This window comes from Algoriphagus kandeliae (genome assembly GCF_004571135.1).
Classification (GTDB): domain Bacteria; phylum Bacteroidota; class Bacteroidia; order Cytophagales; family Cyclobacteriaceae; genus Algoriphagus; species Algoriphagus kandeliae.
On sequence record NZ_SPSB01000002.1, the window covers coordinates 148,053 to 173,093 of the forward strand.

The 25,041-nt window shown below is 43.0% G+C and carries 24 protein-coding genes; 8 read left to right on the top strand and 16 right to left on the bottom strand.

Features of this window, described 5'->3' with window-relative positions:
• Positions 1-21 precede the first annotated feature (21 nt).
• On the top strand, positions 22-828 hold the full coding sequence (locus tag E4S40_RS05190; protein ID WP_135071880.1) for an inositol monophosphatase family protein: 807 nt from the start codon (positions 22-24) through the stop codon (positions 826-828).
• Here the strand turns inward: E4S40_RS05190 and E4S40_RS05195 are convergent.
• Positions 820-1,728 carry an AEC family transporter gene (locus tag E4S40_RS05195; protein WP_135071882.1) on the bottom strand — a complete coding sequence of 303 codons (909 nt, stop codon included), beginning with the start codon at positions 1,726-1,728 and terminating at the stop codon, positions 820-822. The two genes, E4S40_RS05190 and E4S40_RS05195, sit on opposite strands and share 9 nt — an antisense overlap.
• Positions 1,729-1,829: 101 nt before the next feature.
• On the opposite strand from E4S40_RS05195, the gene E4S40_RS05200 reads away from it, so the two are divergent.
• A complete protein-coding gene (locus tag E4S40_RS05200) occupies positions 1,830-2,057 on the top strand; it encodes a hypothetical protein (RefSeq protein WP_135071884.1) in 228 nt (75 codons plus the stop codon).
• On the opposite strand, the gene E4S40_RS05205 is transcribed toward E4S40_RS05200, so the two are convergent.
• Positions 2,054-2,428, bottom strand: a complete 375-nt coding sequence (locus E4S40_RS05205; protein WP_135071886.1) for a UDP-glucuronosyltransferase — start codon at positions 2,426-2,428, stop codon at positions 2,054-2,056. The genes E4S40_RS05200 and E4S40_RS05205 overlap by 4 nt on opposite strands.
• Before the next feature lie 152 nt (positions 2,429-2,580).
• On the opposite strand from E4S40_RS05205, the gene glyA reads away from it, so the two are divergent.
• Genes glyA through rpiB form a run of 3 tightly spaced genes read left to right on the top strand, consistent with a single transcriptional unit; the run spans position 2,581 to position 5,173 of the window.
• Entirely contained in the window at positions 2,581-3,849 is a 1,269-nt protein-coding gene (gene glyA, locus E4S40_RS05210; RefSeq protein WP_135071888.1) for a serine hydroxymethyltransferase, read from the top strand.
• Between the two features lie 15 nt (positions 3,850-3,864).
• Positions 3,865-4,722 carry a twin-arginine translocase subunit TatC gene (tatC, locus tag E4S40_RS05215; protein WP_135071890.1) on the top strand — a complete coding sequence of 286 codons (858 nt, stop codon included), beginning with the start codon at positions 3,865-3,867 and terminating at the stop codon, positions 4,720-4,722.
• A gap of 13 nt (positions 4,723-4,735) precedes the next feature.
• Entirely contained in the window at positions 4,736-5,173 is a 438-nt protein-coding gene (rpiB, locus tag E4S40_RS05220) for a ribose 5-phosphate isomerase B (protein WP_135071892.1), read from the top strand.
• A gap of 45 nt (positions 5,174-5,218) precedes the next feature.
• On the opposite strand, the gene E4S40_RS05225 is transcribed toward rpiB, so the two are convergent.
• The 5 genes from E4S40_RS05225 to ytxJ form a co-directional block, all read right to left on the bottom strand.
• Positions 5,219-5,608, bottom strand: a complete 390-nt coding sequence (locus tag E4S40_RS05225) for a hypothetical protein (RefSeq protein ID WP_135071894.1) — start codon at positions 5,606-5,608, stop codon at positions 5,219-5,221.
• Between the two features lie 3 nt (positions 5,609-5,611).
• Positions 5,612-6,613 (bottom strand): hypothetical protein, encoded by a 1,002-nt coding sequence (locus tag E4S40_RS05230; protein WP_135071896.1) that lies wholly within the window; start codon positions 6,611-6,613, stop codon positions 5,612-5,614.
• A gap of 177 nt (positions 6,614-6,790) precedes the next feature.
• Positions 6,791-7,819: a phenylalanine--tRNA ligase subunit alpha gene (pheS, locus tag E4S40_RS05235; RefSeq protein ID WP_135071898.1), complete on the bottom strand. Its 1,029-nt coding sequence runs from the start codon at positions 7,817-7,819 to the stop codon at positions 6,791-6,793.
• A 139-nt stretch (positions 7,820-7,958) separates the two neighbouring features.
• Complete coding sequence (locus E4S40_RS05240) at positions 7,959-10,823, bottom strand: outer membrane beta-barrel protein (RefSeq protein WP_135071900.1); 2,865 nt, start codon at positions 10,821-10,823, stop codon at positions 7,959-7,961.
• A 121-nt stretch (positions 10,824-10,944) separates the two neighbouring features.
• Positions 10,945-11,280 carry a bacillithiol system redox-active protein YtxJ gene (gene ytxJ / locus E4S40_RS05245; protein ID WP_135071902.1) on the bottom strand — a complete coding sequence of 112 codons (336 nt, stop codon included), beginning with the start codon at positions 11,278-11,280 and terminating at the stop codon, positions 10,945-10,947.
• Positions 11,281-11,334: 54 nt separating this feature from the next.
• Between ytxJ and E4S40_RS05250 the strand changes: the two genes are divergently transcribed.
• The gene (locus tag E4S40_RS05250; RefSeq protein ID WP_135071904.1) at positions 11,335-12,735 is read left to right on the top strand and encodes a DUF4403 family protein; all 1,401 of its coding nucleotides are present in this window, start codon (positions 11,335-11,337) and stop codon (positions 12,733-12,735) included.
• Here E4S40_RS05250 and E4S40_RS05255 read toward each other — a convergent pair whose 3' ends face one another.
• Together E4S40_RS05255 and E4S40_RS05260 are read right to left on the bottom strand one after the other, a co-directional pair.
• On the bottom strand, positions 12,736-13,404 hold the full coding sequence (locus E4S40_RS05255) for a 3'-5' exonuclease (RefSeq protein ID WP_135071906.1): 669 nt from the start codon (positions 13,402-13,404) through the stop codon (positions 12,736-12,738).
• The gene (locus E4S40_RS05260) at positions 13,401-15,335 is read right to left on the bottom strand and encodes a DUF294 nucleotidyltransferase-like domain-containing protein (RefSeq protein WP_135071908.1); all 1,935 of its coding nucleotides are present in this window, start codon (positions 15,333-15,335) and stop codon (positions 13,401-13,403) included. The genes E4S40_RS05255 and E4S40_RS05260 overlap by 4 nt, the downstream gene beginning before the upstream one ends.
• Positions 15,336-15,432: 97 nt before the next feature.
• Between E4S40_RS05260 and E4S40_RS17150 the strand changes: the two genes are divergently transcribed.
• Positions 15,433-15,606: a hypothetical protein gene (locus E4S40_RS17150; RefSeq protein ID WP_202615339.1), complete on the top strand. Its 174-nt coding sequence runs from the start codon at positions 15,433-15,435 to the stop codon at positions 15,604-15,606.
• Between the two features lie 32 nt (positions 15,607-15,638).
• On the opposite strand, the gene acs is transcribed toward E4S40_RS17150, so the two are convergent.
• From acs to E4S40_RS05285, 5 genes are all read right to left on the bottom strand, one after another.
• Entirely contained in the window at positions 15,639-17,531 is a 1,893-nt protein-coding gene (gene acs, locus E4S40_RS05265; RefSeq protein WP_135071910.1) for an acetate--CoA ligase, read from the bottom strand.
• A 37-nt stretch (positions 17,532-17,568) separates the two neighbouring features.
• On the bottom strand, positions 17,569-19,254 hold the full coding sequence (locus tag E4S40_RS05270) for a sodium:solute symporter family protein (protein ID WP_135071912.1): 1,686 nt from the start codon (positions 19,252-19,254) through the stop codon (positions 17,569-17,571).
• An 11-nt stretch (positions 19,255-19,265) separates the two neighbouring features.
• Entirely contained in the window at positions 19,266-19,532 is a 267-nt protein-coding gene (locus tag E4S40_RS05275) for a DUF4212 domain-containing protein (protein WP_135071914.1), read from the bottom strand.
• 123 nt (positions 19,533-19,655) lie between these two features.
• Positions 19,656-20,399: a ZIP family metal transporter gene (locus E4S40_RS05280; protein WP_135071916.1), complete on the bottom strand. Its 744-nt coding sequence runs from the start codon at positions 20,397-20,399 to the stop codon at positions 19,656-19,658.
• A 95-nt stretch (positions 20,400-20,494) separates the two neighbouring features.
• Positions 20,495-21,562: an FAD:protein FMN transferase gene (locus E4S40_RS05285; protein WP_135073071.1), complete on the bottom strand. Its 1,068-nt coding sequence runs from the start codon at positions 21,560-21,562 to the stop codon at positions 20,495-20,497.
• A 118-nt stretch (positions 21,563-21,680) separates the two neighbouring features.
• On the opposite strand from E4S40_RS05285, the gene ruvB reads away from it, so the two are divergent.
• Entirely contained in the window at positions 21,681-22,712 is a 1,032-nt protein-coding gene (gene ruvB, locus E4S40_RS05290; protein WP_135071918.1) for a Holliday junction branch migration DNA helicase RuvB, read from the top strand.
• On the opposite strand, the gene pgl is transcribed toward ruvB, so the two are convergent.
• A complete protein-coding gene (gene pgl / locus E4S40_RS05295) occupies positions 22,709-23,419 on the bottom strand; it encodes a 6-phosphogluconolactonase (RefSeq protein WP_135071920.1) in 711 nt (236 codons plus the stop codon). The two genes, ruvB and pgl, sit on opposite strands and share 4 nt — an antisense overlap.
• Positions 23,420-23,434: 15 nt before the next feature.
• Positions 23,435-24,967, bottom strand: a complete 1,533-nt coding sequence (gene zwf, locus E4S40_RS05300) for a glucose-6-phosphate dehydrogenase (RefSeq protein WP_135071922.1) — start codon at positions 24,965-24,967, stop codon at positions 23,435-23,437.
• Positions 24,968-25,041 lie beyond the last annotated feature (74 nt).

Genomic DNA, 25,041 nt, shown 5'->3' on the forward strand with positions numbered 1-25,041 from the left:
ACTTTTAAAACCGAATTACCCATGCTCAGTCAAGAAAAACTCCAGCTACTGTTAGAGCAAACCCAAGAAATAGCCAAGTCTGTTGGTGCCTTTATCCGAAAAGAGCGACAACATTTCGATGTGCAAAAAGTCGAGCACAAAGGATTCAATGACTTGGTTTCCTATGTGGACAAAGAGGCTGAGCGAAGAATCGTCGAGCAGCTAAGTGAGCTATTTCCAGAGGCAGGTTTTATAACCGAAGAGGGAACAAACTCGACAAGAGCTGAGGTATACAATTGGGTCATTGATCCGCTGGATGGCACTACCAATTTTATTCATGGTTTGCCGATATTCTCCGTAAGTATCGCCTTGATGGAGCGGGATGAAGTTATTCTAGGTGTGGTTTACGAAATCAACCTCCACGAATGCTTCTATGCAGTCAAAGGAGGAGGAGCTTTTTGCAATGAAACTCCAATCCATGTTAGTAAAGCGCCGAACCTAGCAGCTTCCCTGATAGCTACAGGCTTTCCTTACTATAATTTTGAACAGATAGATAAATACCTAGCTGCATTGAAATCCCTGATGCAAAGCACACATGGACTTCGTCGCTTTGGTTCTGCAGCGGTTGATTTAGCTTATGTAGCTATGGGTAGAATCGAAGGATTTTTTGAATACAACTTAAACTCTTATGATGTGGCAGCAGGTTCCTTGATTGTCCAAGAAGCAGGAGGGAAGGTCACGGATTTTTCAGGAGGCTCAGATTACATTTTTGGAAGACAGATTGTCGCCACCAATTCCATCATTCATCAAGAATTCCTAGAGGAACTTAATAGGATTTGGTCAGCCTAGGAAAAAATACCAGCACCCCAAGGTGACTAGTGAAACCACCATCCCCAAACCAGAAAGCAAAGCCGCTAATCGCGGCGCCAAATTATAATTGATTGCCACGATCGAGCCCGTAATCATCGGTGCCATGGCAGACTCCAAAACGGTCACTTTGAAAGTCAACCCCTCTGCATCCATGAAATTTCGGTAGAGGATATAGATTAATGCCGGAGCCAGAAGCAATCGGTATCCAAGTCCCGCCCAAAAATAAAGAGACTTCAAATCAGCTCGCTCCACCCGAAAACGTAAACCAATAGCCAAAAGGGCCATCGGAGCCATGGACTTCCCAATTAAAGTTAGGAATGGAAGCAGGAATTCAGGCGTTTTCAGCCCCACAAGACTCATAATCAGGGTTCCAATCAAAAATCCAAAGGGCGGGAACTTCAATATTTTCCAAGGGATTTGCCGGTAATCTCCGGACTGGTGACTATAGATCGAACCAATGATAATAGCCATAGATGAAACCAATAGAAATGAACCCCCTTGATCCATCAATAAGGCAATGGGTAATCCCTCAATTCCATAAAGTGCTTCTACAACCGGGAAACCCAAAAATGAGGTATTGGCCAAACCGGCTACAATTGATAGACAACCTGTAACCTGAGGGCTCCAGCCCAAGATTCTCCCCAAAATCCCAAAAATCAACCAAGAAAGGAAAAAGGTCAACCAGGCGGCCGATACCGGAATCAGTAACTCCCAACTAGGTTCAATGCTAGGAATATACAAAAGAGCGATGGCAGGAAGCACTAAATTAAACAGGTAACTATTCACCCATTTTATTGCTTTTTCAACAGGAAATCCGGGTCTACGCTGGCCAATTAGCCCAAGTACCAAAAACAAAAAAGCAAGGAAAGCCCCGATCATAAGGGAAAGATAAAAACTCAGGTTTTATTAACATAAAAATAATTTGGCATCATTGTAGCAGGCTGATAATCAGGATACTTTTACCGAAAGGAAAATGGCTTATGAAAAAACTAATACCTATCCTTATCGACAATAAATACTGGATACAATTATCCCAGCTACAAAGCGAGCAGGCCAAAAAGCTGAAGTCTTGGCTCCCATCCGGTTCATTAAAGAACCTCACCTATCAAGGAATACTTTTGAAGGATTGTCTACAATTCGAAACTTATGAATACTGGTTTCGGAATCAAGGTTTGAGAAACCAACGACAAGAACATTTGGATTTCTAATCCAAACCGAAGTTTTTCCGCTTTTCTGAAAAGTATTTTTCAAGATCCGGGTAAAAGGAACTACTCGCCTCAGGGATTCCATCCAACACCAATTCCATTCTTCCGTCCCAGGAATCTTGATTGACCTGCATTCCTTCGATCAAATAGATCAAATCCTCCAGAGTCATGGGCTCATCAACTTTGGATGGGTAAAGCATATAGTCATTTCCATAAAAATCGACTGCCTCGAGTTGAATCATCCGATCAATTTCATGGGCATAAATACTGATCTGCTCTCCCCATTGACTTTCGGGATAGTGTAAGCGTACCAAAAGAGCCGAATTGGTATCTTCAGAGAAGTAAGTAGCAGGTCGAAATTTAAAATCTATCATTTCCCGAAATTAGGAAAATTCACCTTTTTCATTCCTCAAATTTCAATTCCTTTCTACATTGGATAATAGGTACTTTCGGGCTATTTTTGGACTTCATTTAGCATAGGCCTTTTCTGTTTTTTGGTACAGCTAGGCTTTCAAACCCCTTGAATATGAAAAGAGATACGGTTGTATTTGACCTCATCAACAAAGAAGAAGACAGACAAAAGCGAGGCATTGAATTGATTGCTTCTGAAAATTTCACCAGCAAGCAAGTCATGGAAGCTGCAGGAAGTGTATTAACGAATAAATATGCGGAAGGACTTCCTAAGAAGCGTTACTATGGAGGTTGTGAAGTAGTAGATGAGATCGAGCAAATCGCAATTGACCGGGCAAAAGAACTCTTCGGTGCATCTTGGGCTAATGTGCAGCCTCATTCAGGGGCTCAGGCAAATGCTGCTGTGATGCTTGCCTGTCTAAATCCCGGTGATGCTATTCTTGGGTTTGATCTAGCACATGGAGGACACTTGACGCATGGTTCTCCAGTGAATTTCTCTGGTAAGCTTTATGATGCACATTTTTATGGTGTTGAAGAAGAAACCGGAGTCATCAACTATGACAAGGTTGAAGAAAAAGCCCTGACAGTAAAGCCCAAAATGATTATCTGCGGAGCTTCAGCTTATTCAAGGGATTGGGATTATGAACGACTTCGGGATATTGCTGATCAAGTGGATGCTATTTTGCTAGCCGATATTTCCCATCCATCAGGATTGATTGCAAGAGGGCTTTTGAATGATCCTTTGGAATATTGTCATATTGTAACCACCACCACACACAAGACTTTGCGTGGTCCAAGAGGGGGTTTGATTATGATGCGCGAAGATTTTGATAATCCATGGGGCTTGACCACACCAAAAGGTGAAATCCGAAAAATGTCTTCTCTCCTTGATATGGGCGTTTTCCCGGGTACTCAAGGTGGTCCATTGGAGCACATCATCGCCGCTAAAGCAGTAGCTTTCCAAGAAGCACTTTCTGACGAATACATGCATTACATCGTCCAGGTGAAGAAGAATGCGGCAGTGATGGCAGATGAATTTGTCAAGTTGGGATATAAGTTGATCTCAGGAGGAACCGATAATCACTTGATGCTGATTGATCTTCGAAACAAGGATATTACTGGAAAACTCGCAGAAGAAACCCTAGGCAAAGTAGATATCACCATCAATAAAAACATGGTTCCTTTTGATAATAGATCCCCATTTGTGACTTCCGGAATGCGCGTAGGCACCCCAGCGGTGACGACAAGAGGTCTTAAAGAGGACGATATGCGCAAAATTGTTGGATTGATTGACCGGGCCTTGATGAATCATTCCGATGAGGCAGTCTTGAATCAAATCCGAGCTGAAGTGAATGAATGGATGGTTCAATTTCCTTTATACTAATCTGTACCTAGTAAAGTGGCATTAGACCAATATCAAGAAGAAGAGGAAGGAATGTCCTTCCTAGATCATTTGGAGGCCTTGCGCTGGCATTTATTGCGGTCCATAGCAGCCATTCTGATCTTTTCAGTCATTGCATTCTTAGCCAAGAGCATTGTATTCGGCATGGTTATCCTTGGGCCTTCGAAGATAGACTTCTTTACCTATCGGGTTCTTTGTGATTTGTCCAGCTTTGTAAATATGCCGGCTCTTTGCATTGATGAACTTCCCTTCACCATACAAAGCCGTCAGATGACCGGGCAGTTTTCCATGCACATGACATCCAGTTTTGTGGTGGGATTCATTGTCGCCTTTCCTTATGTTTTTTGGGAAGTTTGGCGATTTATCAGTCCGGGACTCTATGACCAGGAAAAGCAAGCTGCCCGTGGAGCAGTATTCTTTGTGAGTTTGCTTTTCTTCTTGGGAGCAGCATTCGGATATTACATCCTTTCGCCGCTTTCTATCAACTTCTTATCCAACTACCAGTTGGACCCTTCCATTCTGAATGAATTTGACATTACATCATATGTTACTACATTGACCATGTTGGTTTTGGCTTCGGCCATTATGTTCCAACTTCCTGTGGTCATTTATTTCCTCTCCATGTCAGGATTGGTAACATCAGGAATGCTGCGAACTTACCGGCGTCATGCGATTGTCGTGATTTTGGTTTTGGCAGCAGTCATTACTCCTCCTGACGTGATCAGCCAATTGCTTATTGCAATGCCTATTTTGGTGCTTTATGAAGCAGGAATCAACATTGCAAAGCGACTAGAAAAGAAACGAGCATTGAAGGAAGCTGAATACGAGCGGGAAAGAGAAGAAGAAAACGATTAAAACTTATACACACATGGCGAAGAGAATTGCAATCGGCGGGGACCATGCCGGCTTTGAGTACAAGGAAATGTTAGTCGAAAAGCTCAAAAAGCAGGGATATGAGGTGAAGGATTTTGGTCCTTTCTCTGATGCTTCGGTAGACTATCCAGATTATGTTCATCCCCTTTGTACTGCGATCGAAAAGGGAGAGTTTGACCAAGGAATTGTAATTTGTGGAAGCGGAAACGGCGTAGCTATGACAGCAAACAAACATCAGGGAATTCGTGCTGCTCTTTGCTGGAATACTGCTTTAGCTTCCTTGGCTAGACGACACAACAATGCCAATGTAATCGCAATACCTGCGAGATTTGTCAATTTTCAAGATACCGAAAATATGGTGGAAACCTTCCTTACTACAGATTTCGAAGGTGGACGTCACAAAAACCGAGTTAATAAAATAGCCTGTGGTTAATCGATCCACAGGCTATTTTTTTCTTTAACAAGGTTTTACGATGGTCTAATTTTTAATGATGAACTTGTTAATCAAGCTCATTACTCCAGCTCCCAATAAGGAAGAAGGGAAGGCAATTATTTCAATAAATAAAATCTCAAAGGGCCAAAGGTTATGATAGGTAGGTCCTAATGCAAAAGAATCATAAACCACTCGGAAAAAGATTGCAAGTGCAAAACCAAGGGAAACTAGTACAGCAGTGTTGAGAGGTGCTTTCTTTTTTAATATTCCACCAATCACTCCAACAACAATACCAGCAATCCCCATCTTCAAAATATATGGCTGGCTAGAAATAATGACCTCCTTATAAGGAATTGGCCAATGAACAAAGCCTGCGGCAATAATTCCTAAGAATATGATAAGAAGAGAATAGCGGTCATTAAATAGTGATTTCATTGTTTATTTTTCAAATGCATTAACCTGATCAACATCAAACTTTTTCATCGCCTCACCGGGAATCAGTTTGTATGAAACTTGTCGTATCCCCCCTGTAGGATTTGAATTGGAATCGCCTTCCAAATAGATAGGAAATCGCTGAACAAGGCGAGTTTCAACCAAAGCAAATTCATCATGTCCCATATAGCCCTGACTGATATCTGGGTTTTCAGAAGTGGGGGGAAAATACACCTGACTCATGGATTTTAGATTGTTTACTGAGAAACCATACACATTCCCATAGCTACCGCTTCCATCTGAAACTGTGTAAACCATCAATTCCGGGGAGCCATCCGAATCTAGGTCTTCTACTTCAGCATCCACAACTTGTTCCCCAACCAGGTCAAAGGATTCATTATATTCCTGCTCTTTCAAACCAAAAGTAAAGACCGTTAACTTGGTCGCATCTTCCTCCTTTACTGAAGTCACATTGAAGCCTATTCCTTGAAGATTTAACACTTTGGAAAAAAGCGTAGGGTCAATTTGGTCCGCGTCTAAAACTCCATCAATCTTTTGATATGTTCCTTCCAGCGTCGCCCCTCCACTACAGAAGAAGTATAAAATTCCGTTATCTGCTGCATTCTCTGTGGATATTTGAAGGCTTCCATCCTGAAAAGAAAAAACAATCTGCTTCCCATCCTGATAGCTTGAGTATTGATTTTCGGATAAGGGGTAGGCTTTGGTGTCATAGGTACAGGTTGGTTTTTTTCGATCGGCTCTAGATCGTACGGAAATGGAAATGCTACCATCCTTTCCGGGCTTGACTGCTACTGATACCCAATCATACCCTTGATCGCGTTGTGCATAGCCCTCATCGACATAGTTTCCAAAAACAGATGATTGCGACTCATCAGGTGATTCAGCGACAATTTCAGCAGGGTTTTCCTGCTCTTCAACTTCTTGATTTTTCTGGCTGCAGCTTAGAAGTACGCTGCCGATCAATGCCATCAAAAAAATCTTTTTCATAGCGCTAGAAGGTTATTTTTCAGTGGGTTTCAATAATTAACCCTAATGCAAAATAGACGATTTAAGGAAAAATCCTAGCTGATCAACTTAGGATAAACCATATTCAAAAACCAAAAAAGAAAAATCCCCGCCTGTTTGAATCAAGCGGGGATTGATAGTTTATGCTGAATTTAAGCTCTAAAGAATCGATCGAAACTGCTTTAAAAACCGGACATCATTTTCGGTAAACAAGCGTAAATCCTTGATCTGATACTTCAGCATGGCAATTCGTTCAATACCCATTCCGAAAGCAAAGCCCGTATACTTTTTGGAATCGATACCACAATTTTCTAAGACATGAGGATCTACCATTCCAGAACCTCCTATTTCGACCCAGCCTGTTCCTTTACAAACATTACAGCCTGCTCCTCCACATAGCAGACAAGAAATATCAATCTCTGCACTTGGTTCGGTAAAAGGGAAGAAAGAAGGGCGGAAACGCACTTTGGTACCTTTGCCAAACATTTCCTTGGCGAAGTGATAAAGCGTGTTCTTCAAATCCGCAAAACCTACATTTTCATCCACATATAATCCTTCCACTTGGTGGAAAATACAGTGAGCACGGGCAGAGATAGCTTCATTCCGGTACACTCTACCCGGGGAAAGCGTTCGGATCGGTGGTTTTTGATTTTCCATCACCCGAACCTGCACCGAAGAGGTGTGTGTCCGAAGCGCGATATCCGGATTCTTCTCGATAAAGAAGGTATCCTGCATTTCTCGCGCAGGGTGATTTTCTGGGAAATTCAAAGCCGTGAAATTATGCCAGTCGTCTTCGATTTCCGGGCCTTCAGAAAGATTGAATCCGATGCGTTCAAAAATCTCAATGATGCGCTGACGGGTAGCAGTCAATGGATGGATTCCCCCAATCGCATGATTGGAAGGAGGAAGTGTCAAATCCAGATCAGCTGATTTTGCTTTTTTATTGGCAGTATTTACCTTCTCAATAAGCTCCTGGAACTTAGCTTCTGCGAGTTGCTTTACGCTGTTGACCAATTGGCCGTAAGCACGTTTCTCTTCATTGGGAATTTGACCCATGGCAGCGAAAAGTTCACCTACCACACTTTTTTTGGAGATGAACTTCATTCGATAGGCCTCTAACTCATCTGCATTTTGGGCATCAGCCGCCGCGATGGCAGCTTTTATCGCTTCAATTTTTTCCTGATGCATGGATATTTCCTTTCTAAAGCCACAAAGCTACAATTTTTAAGTTTTTGAAGAGGTGTAAAAAGCAGAAGTTCCTCTTGAAAAAGAAAATAGCCCAGATTTTTCAACCTGAGCTACTTCTATTTTAATGATTTTCGGATTATTACCAGGTTCTTCCTCCTCCCGGACGCATTCTTCTCCATGGGCTATCATCTGGTTCTGGCTCCTTGAAGTTACCAATGATATAGGTGAAGGTGAGCATTCCATAGCGGGTCAAGACATTAGTAAACACATCAGTTATAGCCACATCGGAAATCGTTCTGCTAATGCTGTTATTTTGGTTTAGCAGATCGAAGATCACAACCTTTAATTCGGCCTTGTTATTCTTCGCAAAGCGGAAGCCGCCTTCTATATTCCATAGCCAAACCGACTGATCAAACCCTTCTGAAAGCCCACTATACAACATGTTGTTAATGTTGTTTCCAACGAAAAGCTTTCCATTGTTTGGAGAGAAATACAAGCGAATGTTAGACTCTTGGATGTAATAGTTTTGATCTAAGTTGGCTTGCAGACTGGAGTTAACAATAGTATATGTACCAGTCGTGCTTACCGAGAAATCCACATTCTTACTGATATTGGAGCTGATGGTAATACCCTGACTAATGTCAATGTTATCGTTGATATTTTTCTCTCCATTAATCAAGCCTGGAGTACGGTTGAAGCCCAATCGGGTATTTGTGTTGAATTGCAACTTGAGCTTAGGAATTGGCATCCCATAGGTCGCAAACGCACGAACTCTCCAGTTACCATCCAAATTGACAGGCTGAGAAATCTGACCACCCGGACGAAGGAGTACCTCACCATTGATCAAGGTGTCCTGTGTTGCAACAAAAGTGCTATTACCAATAAAATTGCTCGTTGCCGAATAGTTGATGAAGGTGAAGAAAGTCTTGGATTTCTCGAGATTCACCTTGGCGATGTTGGCGAAGATATTGTGATTATAACTTTGTCCAAGACTCGGATTACCTACCCGTAAATTGAGTGGGTTTTGGTTATTGATCACATTTTGAAGCTCGCTTACACTTGGCTCATCCGTATCTGTTCGATATCGGATTCTCCAAGAAAATCCTGTCTCCCGATTTCTGAAATTGATATTTGCACTAGGAAGGATATTGTTGAAATCTCGCTTGAAAACACCCTCAGTTGGGAAGAATGCCTCATTGTCCAATCGGGCAAACTGATAATCCAAATTCAGGTTGATGCTGTAGCCATTATTATTATAAGCATAACCACTTCGTAGTCGTTGGGTGATGAATTTGTTGTTAAACTCATTACTCAAGGCAGTATCCAAAACAGGAAGATTTTCCTCATTGAAAACTCGGGTTTTCTGATCCGCCATAGTCTTATTGTTGGCTACTTGGTAACCAAATGTACCCATAGCTTTCTCACCCAAAGGCTCGGTCAAAGTAACATTCACCCGATAATTGAATCCATCATTCAAGGCGTCTGTCCTCTGAATGGTGGTATCCAATAAATTTCTATTGTAATCCCTACTCGCCGCCGTCAAATCAGACAATTGGTCACGATTATTCCAAGTGGTAGAGATATCTGTAGAAAGTGTTCTTCTTGGTTTGTCGAATTTATAGCGATAAGTGATATTGTTTGACACATTAAATGCCTTGGTTTCTGCATCCGAAATGGATCGAAGGGCAGAAAGCGAATCCCCTTCATTTCCCAAAGTCAATGCATCCCGATCACTGAAGGTTTTATTATTCTGGAATGACAGACTCGGAGTAATGATAATGCTATTCTTTTCATTCAAATCTGCCTCAATTCTCGCATTTGCTCGGTGGTTGTAATTATCCACACTATTGATCAGATTTTCCTGATAAAACTGGCTTTGCGTTTCAGAGATAATCCGCTCTTCATTCGTGATTTGCTGAAGGGTATTATTAGTATTATTGAAGAAATAACTTCCTGTCACATTGACCTTTTTACCCCACTTATCACTGTAATTGAGGCCAATGGCATTGGTCTGAATGATACCGATATCATTTCCGACGAAGAAATTGTTATTTCCTCCACCCCATCGGCCACCGCCTCCACGGAATCCACCTCTTCCTCCTCCTGAGGAATTGGCTGTAACTCCTGCCAAGTCTTGAGAGGAAAAGTTTTGCTGATTGACATTGTTAGTCAAACCCAGGATCGAAAAACGCCTATCTCCACTGAAGAAGTTAAGGCTACCTCCAGCCGAATAGCGGTCATCGGTACCATAGCCTGCATAGACCCTTCCAAATTGGCCGTTTTTGCGATCCTCTCTAAGAATGATATTAATCGTCTTGGTATAATTTCCATCGTCAAACCCAGTCAACCGGCTTTGGTCGGAGCGTTGATCCAAAACTTCTACTCGCTCGATCGCATCGGCAGGTAGATTTCTTAAGGCAATGCTAGGATCTGAACCGAAGAATTCTCTTCCATCCACCAAGACTCGTTGAACTGCTTCCCCTTGGGCTTGCAGCTGCCCACCCTGCATGGTGATTCCTGGCATTTTTCGAATCAAATCTTCTGCCTGTGCATTTTCCATGGTTTTGAAGGCATTGGCATTAAAGGAAGTCGTATCTCCTCGCTGCTCTCCAACTGGAACTTGTCCCTCAATCAGGACTTCTCCAAGTTCTTTGGTGTCTTCCTGAAGCACAAAGGTCCCTAGATCGTTAGGGTCACGAAAACTGTGGACTTTGGAAATTTTTTGATAGCCTATAAAGGTGATTTCTATTTTCACTTGAGGAATATCAGGCCGCACAAGTTCAAATTTTCCCTGTCCGTCTGTGACAGTTCCCCGAAGAAGTGAATCTGCTAGGGTTTTGATTTGTACATTGGCCCCCACCATGGGCTTATTGATAGTGCCGTCCATGACGATGCCGGTAAGTTTTCGTTCGGGACGGTCTCCACTTTGGTTTCGTTGCGCTAAAACAGGTTGCGCTGCTAATAAGCTGAAAACCAACAAAAAGAATACTGAATAGTTTTTCATAGAAAGACAAAGTTCAGCTTCTTTGACTCATTGACAAAGGGGAAGGTTTAAATCGGATTTACTAAAAAATAAGAATGGAGAATTTGAAGGATAAATGGCAAAATTCTAATGTGGTTTTCACTCAAATTTTGCTCATAATTGCCTGATAGGAGATTCCAAAATGGCTGTCATCAAAAACCACTTGCTCATTCTTCACTAAAATAACCTGAGGGGACTGATGGGGCACACCAAACTCTTTAGCCACCTGATTAGAAAGGTCTCGATAGGAAATCAAGTCTAAAAAATAGGAAGTGACTTTTTCATCATCCTCACTTCGCCAATTCCAAGCAAGCCGATCCAAGGACATACTACTGATAGAGCAACGCGTACTATGCTTAAAAATCAGAACAGGCCTATCCTTACTTTGACGCTTTATTTCTTCTATTTGCTCAACTTGGGTCAGTTTTTGCCAATTCATACGTTATGATCTTAATTTTAGTCTCAGCTTTTCTATACAGCCAAGAGTCGATACATGGATAATTCAAACGCAACTCATTTGCAAAAATACACCCTTTACTTATTTAGTTCCCTGTTTTTGTTTTTTTCCTGCAAAAGCCTGGATATTACTTCTCCTGGTCCCAGTCCGGTCGTTCCTCCTGCAAATTCTCAAGTGAACCTAGCCACACAAATGCCTGCAAAAACCATGGATCGGCTGATCAATTCTCAAGTTCCCCAAACCCTGGTTCAAGAGGAAAATATGCAGTTTGGAAATGGAATAGAAGGAGACTTGGAAATTCGCCGAAATGGAAAAATCCAATGGGCTTCTTTGGATGATGAGCGCTTGAAATTAACAGTCCCTTTGCAAATTGAAGGTGAATTTGGTTTACAGCAAGGAGGCTTGGGAAATTTATTTCGTCGAAGGGTACCCATTAATCGAGAACTGGCTCCTTCCTTCTTGATAAACCCAGAAGTCAAGGAAAATTGGTCCCTATACCTAGAAGATTTTGAGCTTTTGGACCTTGGAGGTGAATTGAAGTTGGAGGTGCTGGGAATGGGGGTTGACCTATCAGGTACCCTTGAAAAACAGATCAATCAATGGGCGGCCCAAAACTTAGGACCAAACCATGAATTGGCCCCGTTGAAACCTTGGGTCAATTTACTTTGGGAGCAGGTGGGAAAACCCTTTTCGGTAAGTTGGGAAGGACAGGAACTTGGATTTTCCATTCAACCTCAAGAAGTCAATTTTGAAGAGTTTTTCTCTGAAGAAAACCAACTCGCCTTGCGCTTGGGACTCAATGGAACCATCCAAACCCATCCTTCAGATGCGCTGCCTTCGCGTGCCTTTCCCCTACCAAATTTGAGTCCAAACCCTTCGGATGAAAACCTACTTCAGGCATTACTTCCTTTAAGTATTGACTATTCTACTATCGATCAGGAACTGGAAAGTTTTTTGGGAAATAAAACCGTTCGCGTGGACCGGAAGACCTTGATGGAGCTGTCGAATTTTAAAACAGGTGCTTTTGGAGAATTGCTCAAAATTGAAATGGACTTCAAGGCTATTCGAAATAATGGGGAAGAAATTGAGGGAGCGCTTTTTGTGGTGGGTAAGCCTGAATTCGATGCTCGATTACAGGAATTAAAAGTATCCGATCTCAACTTTAAACTGATCAGTGATAATGCCAAAGCCAAATGGGCTGTTGCTTTGAAAAAGGGAAAAATTATCCGAAGAATAGAAGCAGAGGCGGTTTTTCCTCTGGAAGAATTACTTCTTTCTACTTCCCAATCCTTTTCGGAGAGACTGAGTTTACAAACTCCTTTAGCGGATCTCAAGGTCAAAAATTTATCATTGAGCCCTGAAGGGTTTTATCCTTTGAAAGATCAATTGCAAATTCATATTCAGGCAAATGGGGAAATAGAGGTGAGTTGGAAATAATCAACGAAATAATTGCTGATAGTTGACTATTCCTTTTTTCTCAGCCACTTTCAACAATTTCAATAAAAGCTGAGCTGTCAAAAAAGCATCGCCTCCGGCCGTATGACGATCATCGCTTGGAATTTGATAGCGCTCACAAAGAGCATCCAAGCTGTATTCCTTCATAGGAATCTCCTGCCAATTCACATGAGGTCCATGCTCCAATCGAACCGCTAATTCCAAGGTATCAAGACTTGGATTTCTAAAATTCTTAAGCCCCGAGGAGCTTCCTATCTTTTGGAGCATTTCCAGATCAAAATTCAAGTGATGCCCCACCAAAATGGATGGCCCTATGTATTCCAATAGCTTTTCAGAAAAGACCTTAGGCCTAAGGAGATTTTCCCGATTCACTAATCCGTGAATCATAGCGGTATCGGCCCCTTCTTTCGGGGATTCCGGATACCATTCAATAGCAGTTTCTACTAGGATTTTTCCCTTTTGGATCTTGATGCCACCAAAGGAAATCACATAGTCATTTTTGGGGTCCAAACCTGTGGTTTCCGTATCCAAAACCACAAAATCCAATTGCGTGATCTTTCGGATACCGGGAATAGGCTTTTCAAAAAGTCGAAGGTATTCCTCCACAAAATCCTGCTTCTTGGATTCAGATCGAAAGGGCCACCAACTCATGATCGAAAATAGTCCAATTGAAAACGAACCTGAACGATTTCCTGTAGCTCCTGAATCGGAGCAAAGGAATTTTTAAGCAAATGACGCTGGATTTTGCCCAATTTTTCCGGAGCAATAAATCGCCCACTGGAATTTTGCTGCAAGCCCTCCAAAGCACGCATTCGCATCAATATTTCATAGGCTTTAGCAGCCTGAGTAAACAAATCCTTGTAGTTCGGTTCTACTTCTGCCAATTTTTCAAAGCGCTTGAAGGTATTGTTGACTCCTGGAATTCCATGGTATAAAATGAGCAAACGAGCTAAGTCCGTCAAAGGCAACATTGCTCGCGCTTTTATGTCAAATTGATCGCGATGCTCTCCTGATTTCTCCACCAAAAAATTGCGGAAAAAGCCCAAAGGAGGAGGATTTTGTAAGGCATTCTGTGCAAGGAAATTAAGGAAAATCGGCTTTTTCTTGATCTCATCAAAGATGTGATTACTCAAGTCATCACCCAAAGATCGGCTTCCTTTCACTACCCGGAAATCAAAAAAGATGGAAGATTTCATCAAGGCTTCCGGGCTTGGATGGAGAATCCATTCGGAAAATTGTGCCTTCCAAGACGATATTGGCAAAACCCATTTGGGGTTGGAAGCCATGATTTCTCCCGGACAGGAAGCAAAGCCACAAGTCAAAAGGGTCTCCACAACGTAAGTTCCTAGCTGTAGGAAGTAATCTTTCGCTTTTTCTTTCAGCTTTTCAGGCACATCTCCGTAGACTAAAGCATTGTCTTGATCTGTTCGCAAAAGCTGTTCTTCTCTACCTTCTGACCCCATGGACAAAAAAGCAAAGGGAACAGCTTCCATTTCTGGAAAATCTGGAAGTAATTGTTTTTGTCCTTCTTCAATCGCCTGTTGAATGATGACATCATTGATTTCGGTCATCACTCCTGCCACGAAATCCATAGAAACTTCATTCTCTAAATAATAGCGAAGCATGGTTTCGGCTCGATCCCGAATCTGCCCCATTTCTTCACTGCTTTTTGCATTGATCAGGGCATGAATCAAAACAGCCGGAGAATTTCCCATGGAAAGCAGCACATCATGATCCGAAAAAATCCCACAAACCCGACTTTTTGGTGTTCCATCTTCTGTCAAGACCAAGTGATGAAGCCGATTCTTGATCATGCTGAGATATAACTCTGCAAAATCACTATCCGGTTTTTTGGTGATAACAGGAGAAGACATAATCTCCGAAACAGGCAGGCTAGGAGAAAGTCCCTTTGCCAAAACCTTACTTCGCAAATCTTTGTCTGTAAGTATGCCAATAGGAAAGTTAGATTCATCGCAAATCACAATGCTGCTTACCTGCTTTTTATCCATTCGATTGGCAGCTTCTTGCACCGAATCTGAAGTTTTACAGGTAAGAACATTTTTGGAGATTTGAATGGTACTCTGACCTGAAAAAATCAATAGTGAATGGTCCTGTTCTTTTCGGCCAAAGACCTCCCTAGCTTTTTGTCCTTGGCCCAAATCCGTACGAAAAACTACCTGACCAGCAGCAAACCCGGCAGCGAAATACAAGGAAACCTTTGGATTCTTTTCGAGAAGCTTTTCAAACTCTTCGACCGGAACTGCATAAACCAGGGAGTTTTCTCCAGCTAAGGCATCCAACACATAGGGTCTTTTACCAAGCAATGCCAATACCCCAAAAAGATCCCCTACATCACAATATTCCCGGATTTCTCCCTCCTCCTGAAGGAGAATCTGTCCTTCTTTAAGAATAAAAAAATGGGGATTTGCCGGCTCTCCTTTGCGGAAAAGGACTTCATTCTTAGCCAAATAACTGATCTCAACCGAACAGGCAATTCCTAACAAATCTTCTTCCTCCAAAAAAGAAAAAGGAGGGTGTCTCCGAAGAAACTCTGCCACGCGATTGATGATGACATTACTCATTGGAAAAGGAAAGAGGGTATTTTGGAATTTTTTCTGCCAAACTGGCAAAAATTTATTTGGTTAACTTTTTGTACTTGAAATGATTCAAATTATTTAAATGAAATCATTTTCCCAATTCATCCGACCAATTAGAAGGCTCTTATGGGCCTTGATTGTCGCTTTTATGGTTGGGGTTCATAATTTTTACAAGCAGGAAATGGACTCGCCAGATTCAATTGTTTCTTCCATCGAGCTTGAGGCAGAGGAGGAAGATTCTTCTCCAAAAGACTAAAAAAGGAGCTAGAAAACCAGCCCCTTGATTTGTTATTTCCTTCCCTGAATAATCTGATTGACTACTTCCGGATCAAGTAACGTACTGGTATCACCCATATTTTCAGTGATTCCCTCTGCCACTTTTCGGAGAATTCTACGCATAATTTTTCCTGAACGGGTTTTTGGCAATCCTGGTACAATCTGAATCTTATCTGGCTTGGCAATCGGACCAATAATCTTGGAAACTGTATCCTTGATTTCATTGACCAGATTCTCCTCCGTTCGGTTTTTCATATCGCAGATCACATAAGCATAGATTCCCTGACCTTTGACTTCGTGAGGATAGCCCACTACCGCAGATTCAATCACCAAAGGATGCTCGTTGATGGCATTTTCTACCTCAGCAGTGCCCATTCGGTGACCGGAAACATTGATCACGTCATCCACACGTCCGAGAATTCGGTAATAGCCATCATGATCCCGCTTCACGCCATCTCCGGTAAAATACATTCCCTTATAGGTAGAAAAATAAGTTTTCCTACATCGGTCATGATCTCCGTATGTTGTGCGAATCATAGACGGCCAAGGGAATTTGATACAAAGATTTCCCTCAACACCATTTCCCGTAAGCTCTTTTCCATCAGCATCCACGATGCAAAGCTGAATACCCGGAAGAGGTAGCGTAGCATAGGCGGGTTTGGTAGGTGTAATTCCCGCCAAAGGCGAAACCATAATTCCACCTGTCTCAGTCTGCCACCAAGTATCTACGATGGGACATTTGCCTTTTCCAATATGCGTGTGATACCAATGCCATGCTTCCTCGTTGATGGGCTCACCTACAGATCCTAAGACTTTCAAGGAACTCAAATCATAACCTTCTACCGGCTCAGTTCCAAAGGCCTGAAGTGCTCGAATTGCTGTTGGGGCAGTATAGAATTGATTGACTTTGTGCTTTTCAACAATCTGCCAGAATCTTCCCGGATTGGGATAGGTCGGCACGCCCTCAAACATGAGGGAGGTAGCCCCGGCTAAAAGAGGCCCATAAACAATGTAAGAATGACCGGTAATCCATCCGATATCAGCGGTACACCAATAAATATCTCCCGGAGAATATTGGAAGACATTTTCGAAGGAATACTTGGTATACACCATATATCCTCCAGTGGTATGGACCACTCCTTTAGGCTTTCCCGTGGATCCGGATGTGTACAGAATAAAGAGCATATCCTCAGAATCCATCACCTCAGCCTGGTTTTTGGTGGATTGGCCCTCTACCAATTCATGCCACCAATAGTCACGCCCCTCTTTCATGGTAACTTCCTGCCCGGTGCGCTTATAAACAATTACGGTCTCTACGGAAGCTTTATTTAGGGATTCATCGACAACTGCCTTTACTGGGATTTTTTTGTTTCCTCTGAAATTTCCATCCGAAGTCAAAACCGCTTTTGCTTTGCAATCTTGGATTCGATCTGCCAATGCGGATGCGCTGAAACCGGCAAAAACGACAGAATGAATAGCGCCAATTCGGGCACAAGCTAACATAGCGACAGCTGCTTCAGGCACCATGGGCATGTAGATAATCACCCGATCACCTTTTTGAATTCCTTTTGATTTCAGCACATTGGCAAATCGACAGACCTCCTCATACAATTCCCGATAAGTCAGCGTCCTTCCTGTTTCATCAGGGTCATTAGGCTCCCAAATAATGGCAGGCTGATCAGCATGGGTAAAAAGCTGCCGTTCGAAAATATTCTCTGTAATATTTAATTTTCCATCTGTAAACCACTTGACATCTGGCTTTTCGAAATTCCAGTCCAAGACCTTAGACCATCTTTTCCTCCAGAAAAAGGAATCTGCGATCCGGGCCCAAAATTCCTCTGGCTGGCTAACGCTTTTTTGGTACTCGTATAAATAGCCGCTTAGGGTATGTAATCGGTCACTCATGGTTCAAAAGGTTTATTGTTATTAAAATAGAAATCAATCAATGGTCAATCGCTTTGCCCGCTCCCCGAGGAATTCGGATTTCTTCGATCATTTCCTGAATGGACGCCGGTGGTGCAGGCGTAAACCGTGACACCACTACACAAACGATAAAATTCAAAATCATCCCAATCGAGCCAATTCCCTCTGGTGATACACCAAACCACCAATATTTGGCGGTATTCAGCTCGGGGCTGATGAATTTGAAATAGGTAATATAGCCTAAGGTAAAGACCAATCCGACCAACATGCCGGAAATAGCCCCTTCTTTATTGATTCGAGAAGAAAAGATACCCAATAGGATAACAGGAAAAAAGGATGCAGCTGCCAATCCAAAAGCAAATGCCACGACTTGAGCCACAAATCCAGGTGGATTAACCCCGAAATAACCCGCCAAAATCACCGCTCCGGCTGCGGCTATTCGTGCAATCATCAACTCTTTCTTCTCGGTGATTTCCGGGCGGAAAGTCTTAAATAAATCTCGAGATACGGAGGTCGAAATTACCAAAAGCAATCCTGCTGCTGTGGATAAGGCCGCAGCCATTGCACCTGCAGCCACAAGACCGACCACCCAATTTGGAAGTTCGGCGATCTCAGGACTGGCCAAAACCATAATATCCTTATCAATCTGCAGCTCATTTTGATTAGGATCGGGAAGGTATTGAACGATTCCATCCCCATTTTTATCATCCACCTGGATCAGGTTGGTTTTCTGCCAAGTTTGGACCCAAGTGGGTAATTCGGAAACGGGTTTTTCAGAGGTACTATTGATGGCATTATAAATCCCAAAAGCTGCGACCGCCGGGGCAGTTGTGTACAAAATAGCAATGAATACCAAGGCATATCCCGCTGAAAGCCGAGCATCTTTCACCCGTGGAACCGTAAAGAACCTCACAATGACATGTGGTAAACCTGCCGTTCCGACCATCAGGGCCAAGGTGATCATGAACATATCGGTCATGCTCTTTCTACCGTCCGTGTAAGCGGCAAAACCCAAATCGTCCAGCACGCCATCCAATTTGTCCAGCAAGGATACTCCTGCCTCCACTTCTCCTCCAAAACCCAATTGTGGAATAGGATTCCCGGTCAATTGCATGGAAATGAAAATGGCAGGAACCATGTAAGCGAAGATGAGCACGCAATATTGGGCAACTTGGGTGTAGGTAATTCCCTTCATGCCTCCCAAAACCGCATAGAAAAACACGATGATCATCCCGATCACCACGCCCCACTCGATAGGGACTTCCAAGTATCGGGAGAAGACAATTCCCACTCCGCGCATTTGTCCAGCGACGTAGACAAAGGAGATAAACAAGGCACAAATTACCGCTACCACCCGTGCGGTGTTGGAATAGTAGCGATCTCCCACAAAGTCAGGAACCGTAAATTTCCCGAATTTCCGAAGGTAAGGAGCCAATAAAAGAGCTAGAAGCACATAGCCTCCAGTCCAGCCCATCAAATAGACAGAACCATCATATCCGGCAAAAGCGATCAAACCCGCCATAGAGATAAAAGAAGCCGCCGACATCCAGTCTGCCGCAGTAGCCATTCCATTGGCGAGGGGAGAAACTCCTCCACCCGCAACGTAAAATTCCTTTGTTGAGCCGGCACGTGACCAAATCGCAATTCCAATGTACAGAGCGAATGTCAGGCCTACGAGTATGTATGTCCAGGTTAGAATTTCCATTTCAATCAGCTTTATTCTTCATCCACATCAAACTTCCGATCGAGCCGATTCATCCAATACACATAGGCAAAAATCAGCAGGACAAAGACATAAATCGACCCTTGCTGAGCAAACCAAAAGCCCAATTTAAATCCTCCAAGTTGAATGGAATTGAGTTCTTCTACCCATAAAATTCCACAGCCAAAAGAGACCAAAAACCAGATCAGTAGCAGAACTACCAAGGTTTGTAAATTCTTCTTCCAGTAAACTTTTGTTTTCTGTTTGGGATCGATGGGCATAGCTTATTCGGTCAGAACATCATTTATCCTATAAAGTAGCAGGTACTTCTAGGGATTTCCAACCGCTTTTATATAAAAATTTGAAATTTTAGGAGGACTTTTAAAAAAATTTCATCCTAGTCCTTAAAGTAAAAACTCAGAAAGTATAGCCAATCCAGCAGCTAAGAAACTCACCAAAAGCTTGTTCAACTGAAGTTTATGATGCGGGCTACTTTCAAAAAAGATGGTGGTAGAAATATGCAAAAAGCCACCGGACACCAAGCCAAAGAGTACTCCAATCCATTTGGTTTCCAATAATCCACTTTGGAAAATATAAGTGCTCAAAATCATCCCCAAAGGAGAAGCTAGGGCAAAAACCACCAAAAGAATGAAAGTCCATCTCTTGGAAAGTACCTGAGAAAGAACTGCCGCCAAGGCAAATGCAGCTGGACCTTTGTGCAATATAATTCCTAAAAGTAGGGTGTTTTCATTGTGTACATGCCCACCCGTTTCCCCCATCAGAGAGCTATGAGAAAGCAAGGTCCCCTCCAAAAAAGCATGAATAAACAAACCCAACATCACCGTCAAAACCCCCTTAGATTTGGGACCATGTGGCAAGTGAATATGTCCATGCTCAATCCCACTTGATAGGTATTCGAGAAGCTGTTGAAGCAGGAAACCAATCAGGATGTACAAACCCATTTTGCCACTATCGAAGGCATTGTCAAACAACTCCGGAATAATGTGCAAAATGGTAATGGAGAAAAGGTAAGATCCCGCAAAAACCAGAAATAGCTTGAAATATCTTTCCTTAAATGCCGGTGCAAAAAACACCAAAGAGCCGGCTAGAAGAACTGTGAAAAAAAGAAGAATGAAATTAATTACCATGCTGTGACAGGACCGCTCAGAATACGGTCATGCTTGTAAACCTCCGCAAAGGTAAGAAAATTCAATAATGTTGCATTTATTTAAAAATACTCCCCTCAATCCGTCATAAAGGAGAGATAGGGTCTCAAGCTTTCACTCACATAGCTCTGATAATTGCCCGCTTCATCACTGTAGATCAAAAAGACCTCAATCTCATCCAATTCCTCATCCAAGGCAATGGCTTTTTCTAGCCCCATTACCATCATAGCAGTGGCAAAAGCATCCGCAGTCATACAATCAGGACCGAGCACCGTGGCAGAAAGCAAATTATGTCGAACAGGAAAGCCTGTTTTGGGATCAATGGTGTGAGAAATTTTTACCGAATCTCGCACATAAAAATTCCGATAATTTCCAGAGGTAGCCATTCCCTTATTATTAAGAGCAATGATGGAATAAAGATCAGATGAAGAGGAATCTTCATCTGGCCGGTTGACTCCCACTTTCCAGATTTCCCCTTTGTCATTCACTCCTCTCGCAACCAACTCTCCTCCAATCTCAACCAGGTAATTTTGAAGACCCTTCGAATTCAAAAATTCTGCTACAACGTCAACTCCTTGTCCTTTGGCGATGGCAGAAAAATCCAAATAGATCCCATCTACCAATTTATACACCAGCGTATCATTAAACTGCACTTTTTCAAAACCCACCTTACTCAACAAATTCTGGATATCAACCGAATCTTTCAATTCCGGACCACCCGGTCCAAAACCCCAAACATTCACCAAAGGGCCTACGGTAGGATCAAAAGCCCCTCCGGTTTTTTGGAAAATTTCTTTGGAAGCTTTCAGCACCTGCGGAAAATACGGGAGTTCAAATACCAAACTATCCTCTCGGTTAAATCGGCTTAATTCAGAGTCAGGAATGTAGGTAGAAAGACTTTGATTAAAGATTTGCAGCAAGGAATCCACCGAGTTTTTCAAATTCCTTCCTTCCGAATCCAAATAGGTAATCTGATAGGTTGTGCCCATCGTTTGCCCGGTGATGGTAATCTTCTGTTCAGAAGCTACCTGCTGCTGTTGGAAGTCGTTCGGTTCTTGCCCTTGGTTTCGCCAGAGGTACACGGCCAAAACCATAAGCAAAAGGACAAGCGAATAAATAATGTTTTTTTGTTGGTTGGATCGCATAGCTTGCAGGAATATCTGCTTCAAATTTAGGGCATTTTTTAGCTTGCCTCCCCTTGAAGCCTTGGAAAATCTAATCGCTCGCATGTGTTATTTTCTATATTTGTGACAAAGCAAACTCATGAGAGAAGACTATCTAAGTGGTGATGAAGAAAGCCTGAGTCCAAAAGACCGGGAATTTGAGCGGGCGCTGAGGCCGCTGAATTTTGATGATTTCACGGGACAAGCCAAAATCGTGGAAAACCTCAAGGTCTTTGTTCTCGCTGCCAAAAAGCGAAGCGAACCTCTCGATCATGTCTTGCTTCATGGCCCTCCCGGATTGGGAAAAACCACCCTCAGCCATATCATCGCCAATGAACTGGAGGCGGGAATCAAAATTACATCGGGGCCTGTTTTGGACAAACCTTCCGACTTAGCAGGACTTCTCACTAATTTGGAAGAAGGTGATGTGCTTTTTATCGATGAAATCCACCGACTCAATCCCATCGTGGAAGAATACCTATATTCCGCTATGGAGGATTTTCGAATCGATATTATGCTGGATAGCGGCCCGAATGCCCGATCCGTTCAGATTTCCCTGAATCCTTTTACCCTGATCGGGGCCACCACCCGTTCTGGTTTGCTTACTTCTCCGCTTCGTGCGCGTTTTGGAATTAATTCCCGCTTAGAATACTACGATGCTAAATTATTGACTGACATCGTGAGCCGTTCAGCTGGAATTTTAGAAACTCCCATAGAGGAAGTTGCCGCCTTCGAAATAGCCAGAAGAAGCCGTGGCACTCCACGTATTGCCAATATGCTTTTACGTAGGACTAGAGATTTTGCAGAGGTGAAAGGGAATGGAAAAATCACCTTAGACATCGCCAAACTAGCACTCAATGCACTCGACGTGGATGAGCATGGATTGGATGAAATGGACAACCGCATCTTGCTCACCATCATTGAAAAGTTCAAAGGTGGACCGGTAGGATTGGGAACCATCGCCACAGCTTGTGGGGAAGAAGCCGAGACCATCGAAGAAGTGTATGAGCCCTTTTTAATTCAAGAAGGATATATGAAGCGCACGGCCCGAGGAAGAGTCGCCACAGAATTGGCATATAAGCACCTGAAAATCAAACCAAATCCCGGAATGGGATCCTTGTTTGGGGATTAAAGCAAACTCGCTGCTTCTTGATCTAAAAACCAAATCAATTTTCCGCTCTCTGGTTGTACCAAACTGGCAGGATAAGCTTTTGCCGAAGGCTGATTTTGAAGGATTTCCTGCACCTTTTCGGCTTTCCCTATTCCTGTCACTAAGAAAGCCACCTCTTTGGCATGGTTGATAATTCGGCCAGTCAGCGAAACGCGAATCTGTCCCGAAACAGGATGAGCTACCGCCACACAATTAGAAGGGGCATCCCATTTGGCAATGGAATCAGGAAAAATTGAAGCCGTATGACCATCGTCACCCATTCCTAATATCACCAAGTCAAATTGAGGCAAACCGCCTACCATAGACAATTGCTCATCCAAAACTCTTCCATAGCGAACCGCTTCGGATTCGGGATTATTTTCTCCCTGAATTCTAAAAATATTGACCTCGGGAATTCGGACCTTGGACAAAAGATGGTCCCTGGTCATTTTGTAATTGCTTTCGGAGTCAGTTGGCTCCACACAACGCTCATCCCCCCAATACAGGAAAACCTTGTTCCAATCAATCTGATGCGAATAATGGGCCGCCAATTCGTTGAAAACAATTTTTGGCGTACTGCCTCCGGATAAAGCAATGTGCACGGTAGGTTTGGAGGCAATCAATTTCACCAAATACTCACAAAAAGCCTTGGCTACTGATTCCTTGGATTCAAAAATTCGGGTTTCCATCAAATACAATTTCAATTAGCAAAGAATACAGAATCCGGTCTCATCGGTCAGATGGTCTCCGGGATTTCTCCAACCAAAACTATCCTCGATCATTTCGTCGGAGTTGCGAGGACCCCAAGTACCCACAGAGTATCCATAGGTATTGACGGCTGGATTATTTTCCCAGCATTTCAAGATAGGATCCACGAAACGCCAAGCTGCCTCCACTTCATCAGCCCGGGCATAAAGTGTGGTATCGCCCTGCATGGCATCCAAAAGCAGGCGCTCGTAAGCATCCATAACCTGAGCAGACTCAAGATCTGAATAGTAGAATTCCATATTTGCTTGATCCACATGGAAGCCTAAACCCGGAACTTTCACACCAAATTTGATCAGAATTCCTTCATTTGGTTGGATACGGATAATGAGCTTGTTGTCCTTTCGGTAAGCATCCTGACTCATAAATACCTCATGAGGAGGAGTTTTGAAGTGAATAACCGCTTCCGTCACCTTGGTTGGCATGGCCTTACCAGTGCGAACATAGAAGGGAACTCCCTTCCAGCGCCAGTTATCCACATAAAACTTGATTGCCGCGAAGGTTTCCGTAGTCGATTCCGGATTGACTCCTTCCTCTTCCCGATATCCTTTGTGTGTTCTCCCCTCAATTTGAGTAGTGACATATTGCCCCCGAAGCGTATTCTTGATAATTTCTTCATCGGATTTCATAATTCGAAGAGACTTCAAAGCCTTCACTTTTTCATCCCGGATCTCCTCCGCATCGGCACTGATCGGCGGCTCCATCACGATGAGAGAAACAATCTGAAGCAAGTGGCTTTGGAACATATCCCGCAGAGCCCCAGACTTGTCATAATAGCCTCCACGCTTTTCCACACCAACGGTCTCGGCATTGGTGATTTCTACATGGTGAATGTAGCGGCGATTCCAAAGGGGCTCAAAAATGGAATTTGAAAAACGGGTAACGAGCAGATTCTGCACCGTCTCCTTTCCTAAATAATGATCGATTCGATAGACCTGCTTTTCTTCAAAATAATGATGCAGGGTTTCGTTCAGTTTCTTGGCAGATTCCAGATCGTAACCAAAAGGCTTTTCCACAATCAATCTCCTGAAGCCACCATTTTCTTGGCTTAGGTTTGCCTCATTGAGGTTTTTGGCGATGGTGCCATACAAACTGGGAGGAGTGGAAAGGTAAAAAATATAATTGCCCTGCGTTTGGTACTGTTCATTCAGCTCGGCAATCTTTTGAGCTAGATCATCATAACTTCTATCGTATTCACTTCCCAAATCGTGGTAGTGAAACTTCTCAGCAAAGGTTTTGATGAATTCGTCTTCCTGCTTTGCAATGGCTTTTTGTAGAAAAGGACTTTTCCAGATGGATTTATCCCGAAACTCCTTGTCGGAAAGTTGGCTACGGCTCACCCCGAGTACGGCAAAAGATTCAGGAAGGTGTCCATCTTTGTAAAGATCAAAAATAGCAGGAATGAGTTTACGAGTTGTCAGGTCACCGGATGCCCCGAAGATTATCAGCATCTGATTGGGTATTTTTTTCATCGGGAGCAGACTATTTTAGCGAAGTGGCACATGGAAAAGGGCAAGAATCAAGGTTTTTTTCCAAAATCCAGCAA

Excerpts from the sequence above, each read along its gene's own strand:
- E4S40_RS05190 (WP_135071880.1), top strand. The coding sequence starts at position 22 with ATGCTCAGTCAAGAAAAACTCCAGCTACTGTTAGAGCAAACCCAAGAA.
- E4S40_RS05195 (WP_135071882.1), bottom strand. The coding sequence starts at position 1,728 with ATGATCGGGGCTTTCCTTGCTTTTTTGTTTTTGGTACTTGGGCTAATT.
- E4S40_RS05200 (WP_135071884.1), top strand. The coding sequence starts at position 1,830 with ATGAAAAAACTAATACCTATCCTTATCGACAATAAATACTGGATACAA.
- E4S40_RS05205 (WP_135071886.1), bottom strand. The coding sequence starts at position 2,428 with ATGATAGATTTTAAATTTCGACCTGCTACTTACTTCTCTGAAGATACC.
- glyA (WP_135071888.1), top strand. The coding sequence starts at position 2,581 with ATGAAAAGAGATACGGTTGTATTTGACCTCATCAACAAAGAAGAAGAC.
- rpiB (WP_135071892.1), top strand. The coding sequence starts at position 4,736 with ATGGCGAAGAGAATTGCAATCGGCGGGGACCATGCCGGCTTTGAGTAC.
- E4S40_RS05225 (WP_135071894.1), bottom strand. The coding sequence starts at position 5,608 with ATGAAATCACTATTTAATGACCGCTATTCTCTTCTTATCATATTCTTA.
- E4S40_RS05230 (WP_135071896.1), bottom strand. The coding sequence starts at position 6,613 with ATGAAAAAGATTTTTTTGATGGCATTGATCGGCAGCGTACTTCTAAGC.
- pheS (WP_135071898.1), bottom strand. The coding sequence starts at position 7,819 with ATGCATCAGGAAAAAATTGAAGCGATAAAAGCTGCCATCGCGGCGGCT.
- E4S40_RS05240 (WP_135071900.1), bottom strand. The coding sequence starts at position 10,823 with ATGAAAAACTATTCAGTATTCTTTTTGTTGGTTTTCAGCTTATTAGCA.
- ytxJ (WP_135071902.1), bottom strand. The coding sequence starts at position 11,280 with ATGAATTGGCAAAAACTGACCCAAGTTGAGCAAATAGAAGAAATAAAG.
- E4S40_RS05250 (WP_135071904.1), top strand. The coding sequence starts at position 11,335 with ATGGATAATTCAAACGCAACTCATTTGCAAAAATACACCCTTTACTTA.
- E4S40_RS05255 (WP_135071906.1), bottom strand. The coding sequence starts at position 13,404 with ATGAGTTGGTGGCCCTTTCGATCTGAATCCAAGAAGCAGGATTTTGTG.
- E4S40_RS05260 (WP_135071908.1), bottom strand. The coding sequence starts at position 15,335 with ATGAGTAATGTCATCATCAATCGCGTGGCAGAGTTTCTTCGGAGACAC.
- E4S40_RS17150 (WP_202615339.1), top strand. The coding sequence starts at position 15,433 with ATGAAATCATTTTCCCAATTCATCCGACCAATTAGAAGGCTCTTATGG.
- acs (WP_135071910.1), bottom strand. The coding sequence starts at position 17,531 with ATGAGTGACCGATTACATACCCTAAGCGGCTATTTATACGAGTACCAA.
- E4S40_RS05270 (WP_135071912.1), bottom strand. The coding sequence starts at position 19,254 with ATGGAAATTCTAACCTGGACATACATACTCGTAGGCCTGACATTCGCT.
- E4S40_RS05275 (WP_135071914.1), bottom strand. The coding sequence starts at position 19,532 with ATGCCCATCGATCCCAAACAGAAAACAAAAGTTTACTGGAAGAAGAAT.
- E4S40_RS05280 (WP_135071916.1), bottom strand. The coding sequence starts at position 20,399 with ATGGTAATTAATTTCATTCTTCTTTTTTTCACAGTTCTTCTAGCCGGC.
- E4S40_RS05285 (WP_135073071.1), bottom strand. The coding sequence starts at position 21,562 with ATGCGATCCAACCAACAAAAAAACATTATTTATTCGCTTGTCCTTTTG.
- ruvB (WP_135071918.1), top strand. The coding sequence starts at position 21,681 with ATGAGAGAAGACTATCTAAGTGGTGATGAAGAAAGCCTGAGTCCAAAA.
- pgl (WP_135071920.1), bottom strand. The coding sequence starts at position 23,419 with ATGGAAACCCGAATTTTTGAATCCAAGGAATCAGTAGCCAAGGCTTTT.
- zwf (WP_135071922.1), bottom strand. The coding sequence starts at position 24,967 with ATGAAAAAAATACCCAATCAGATGCTGATAATCTTCGGGGCATCCGGT.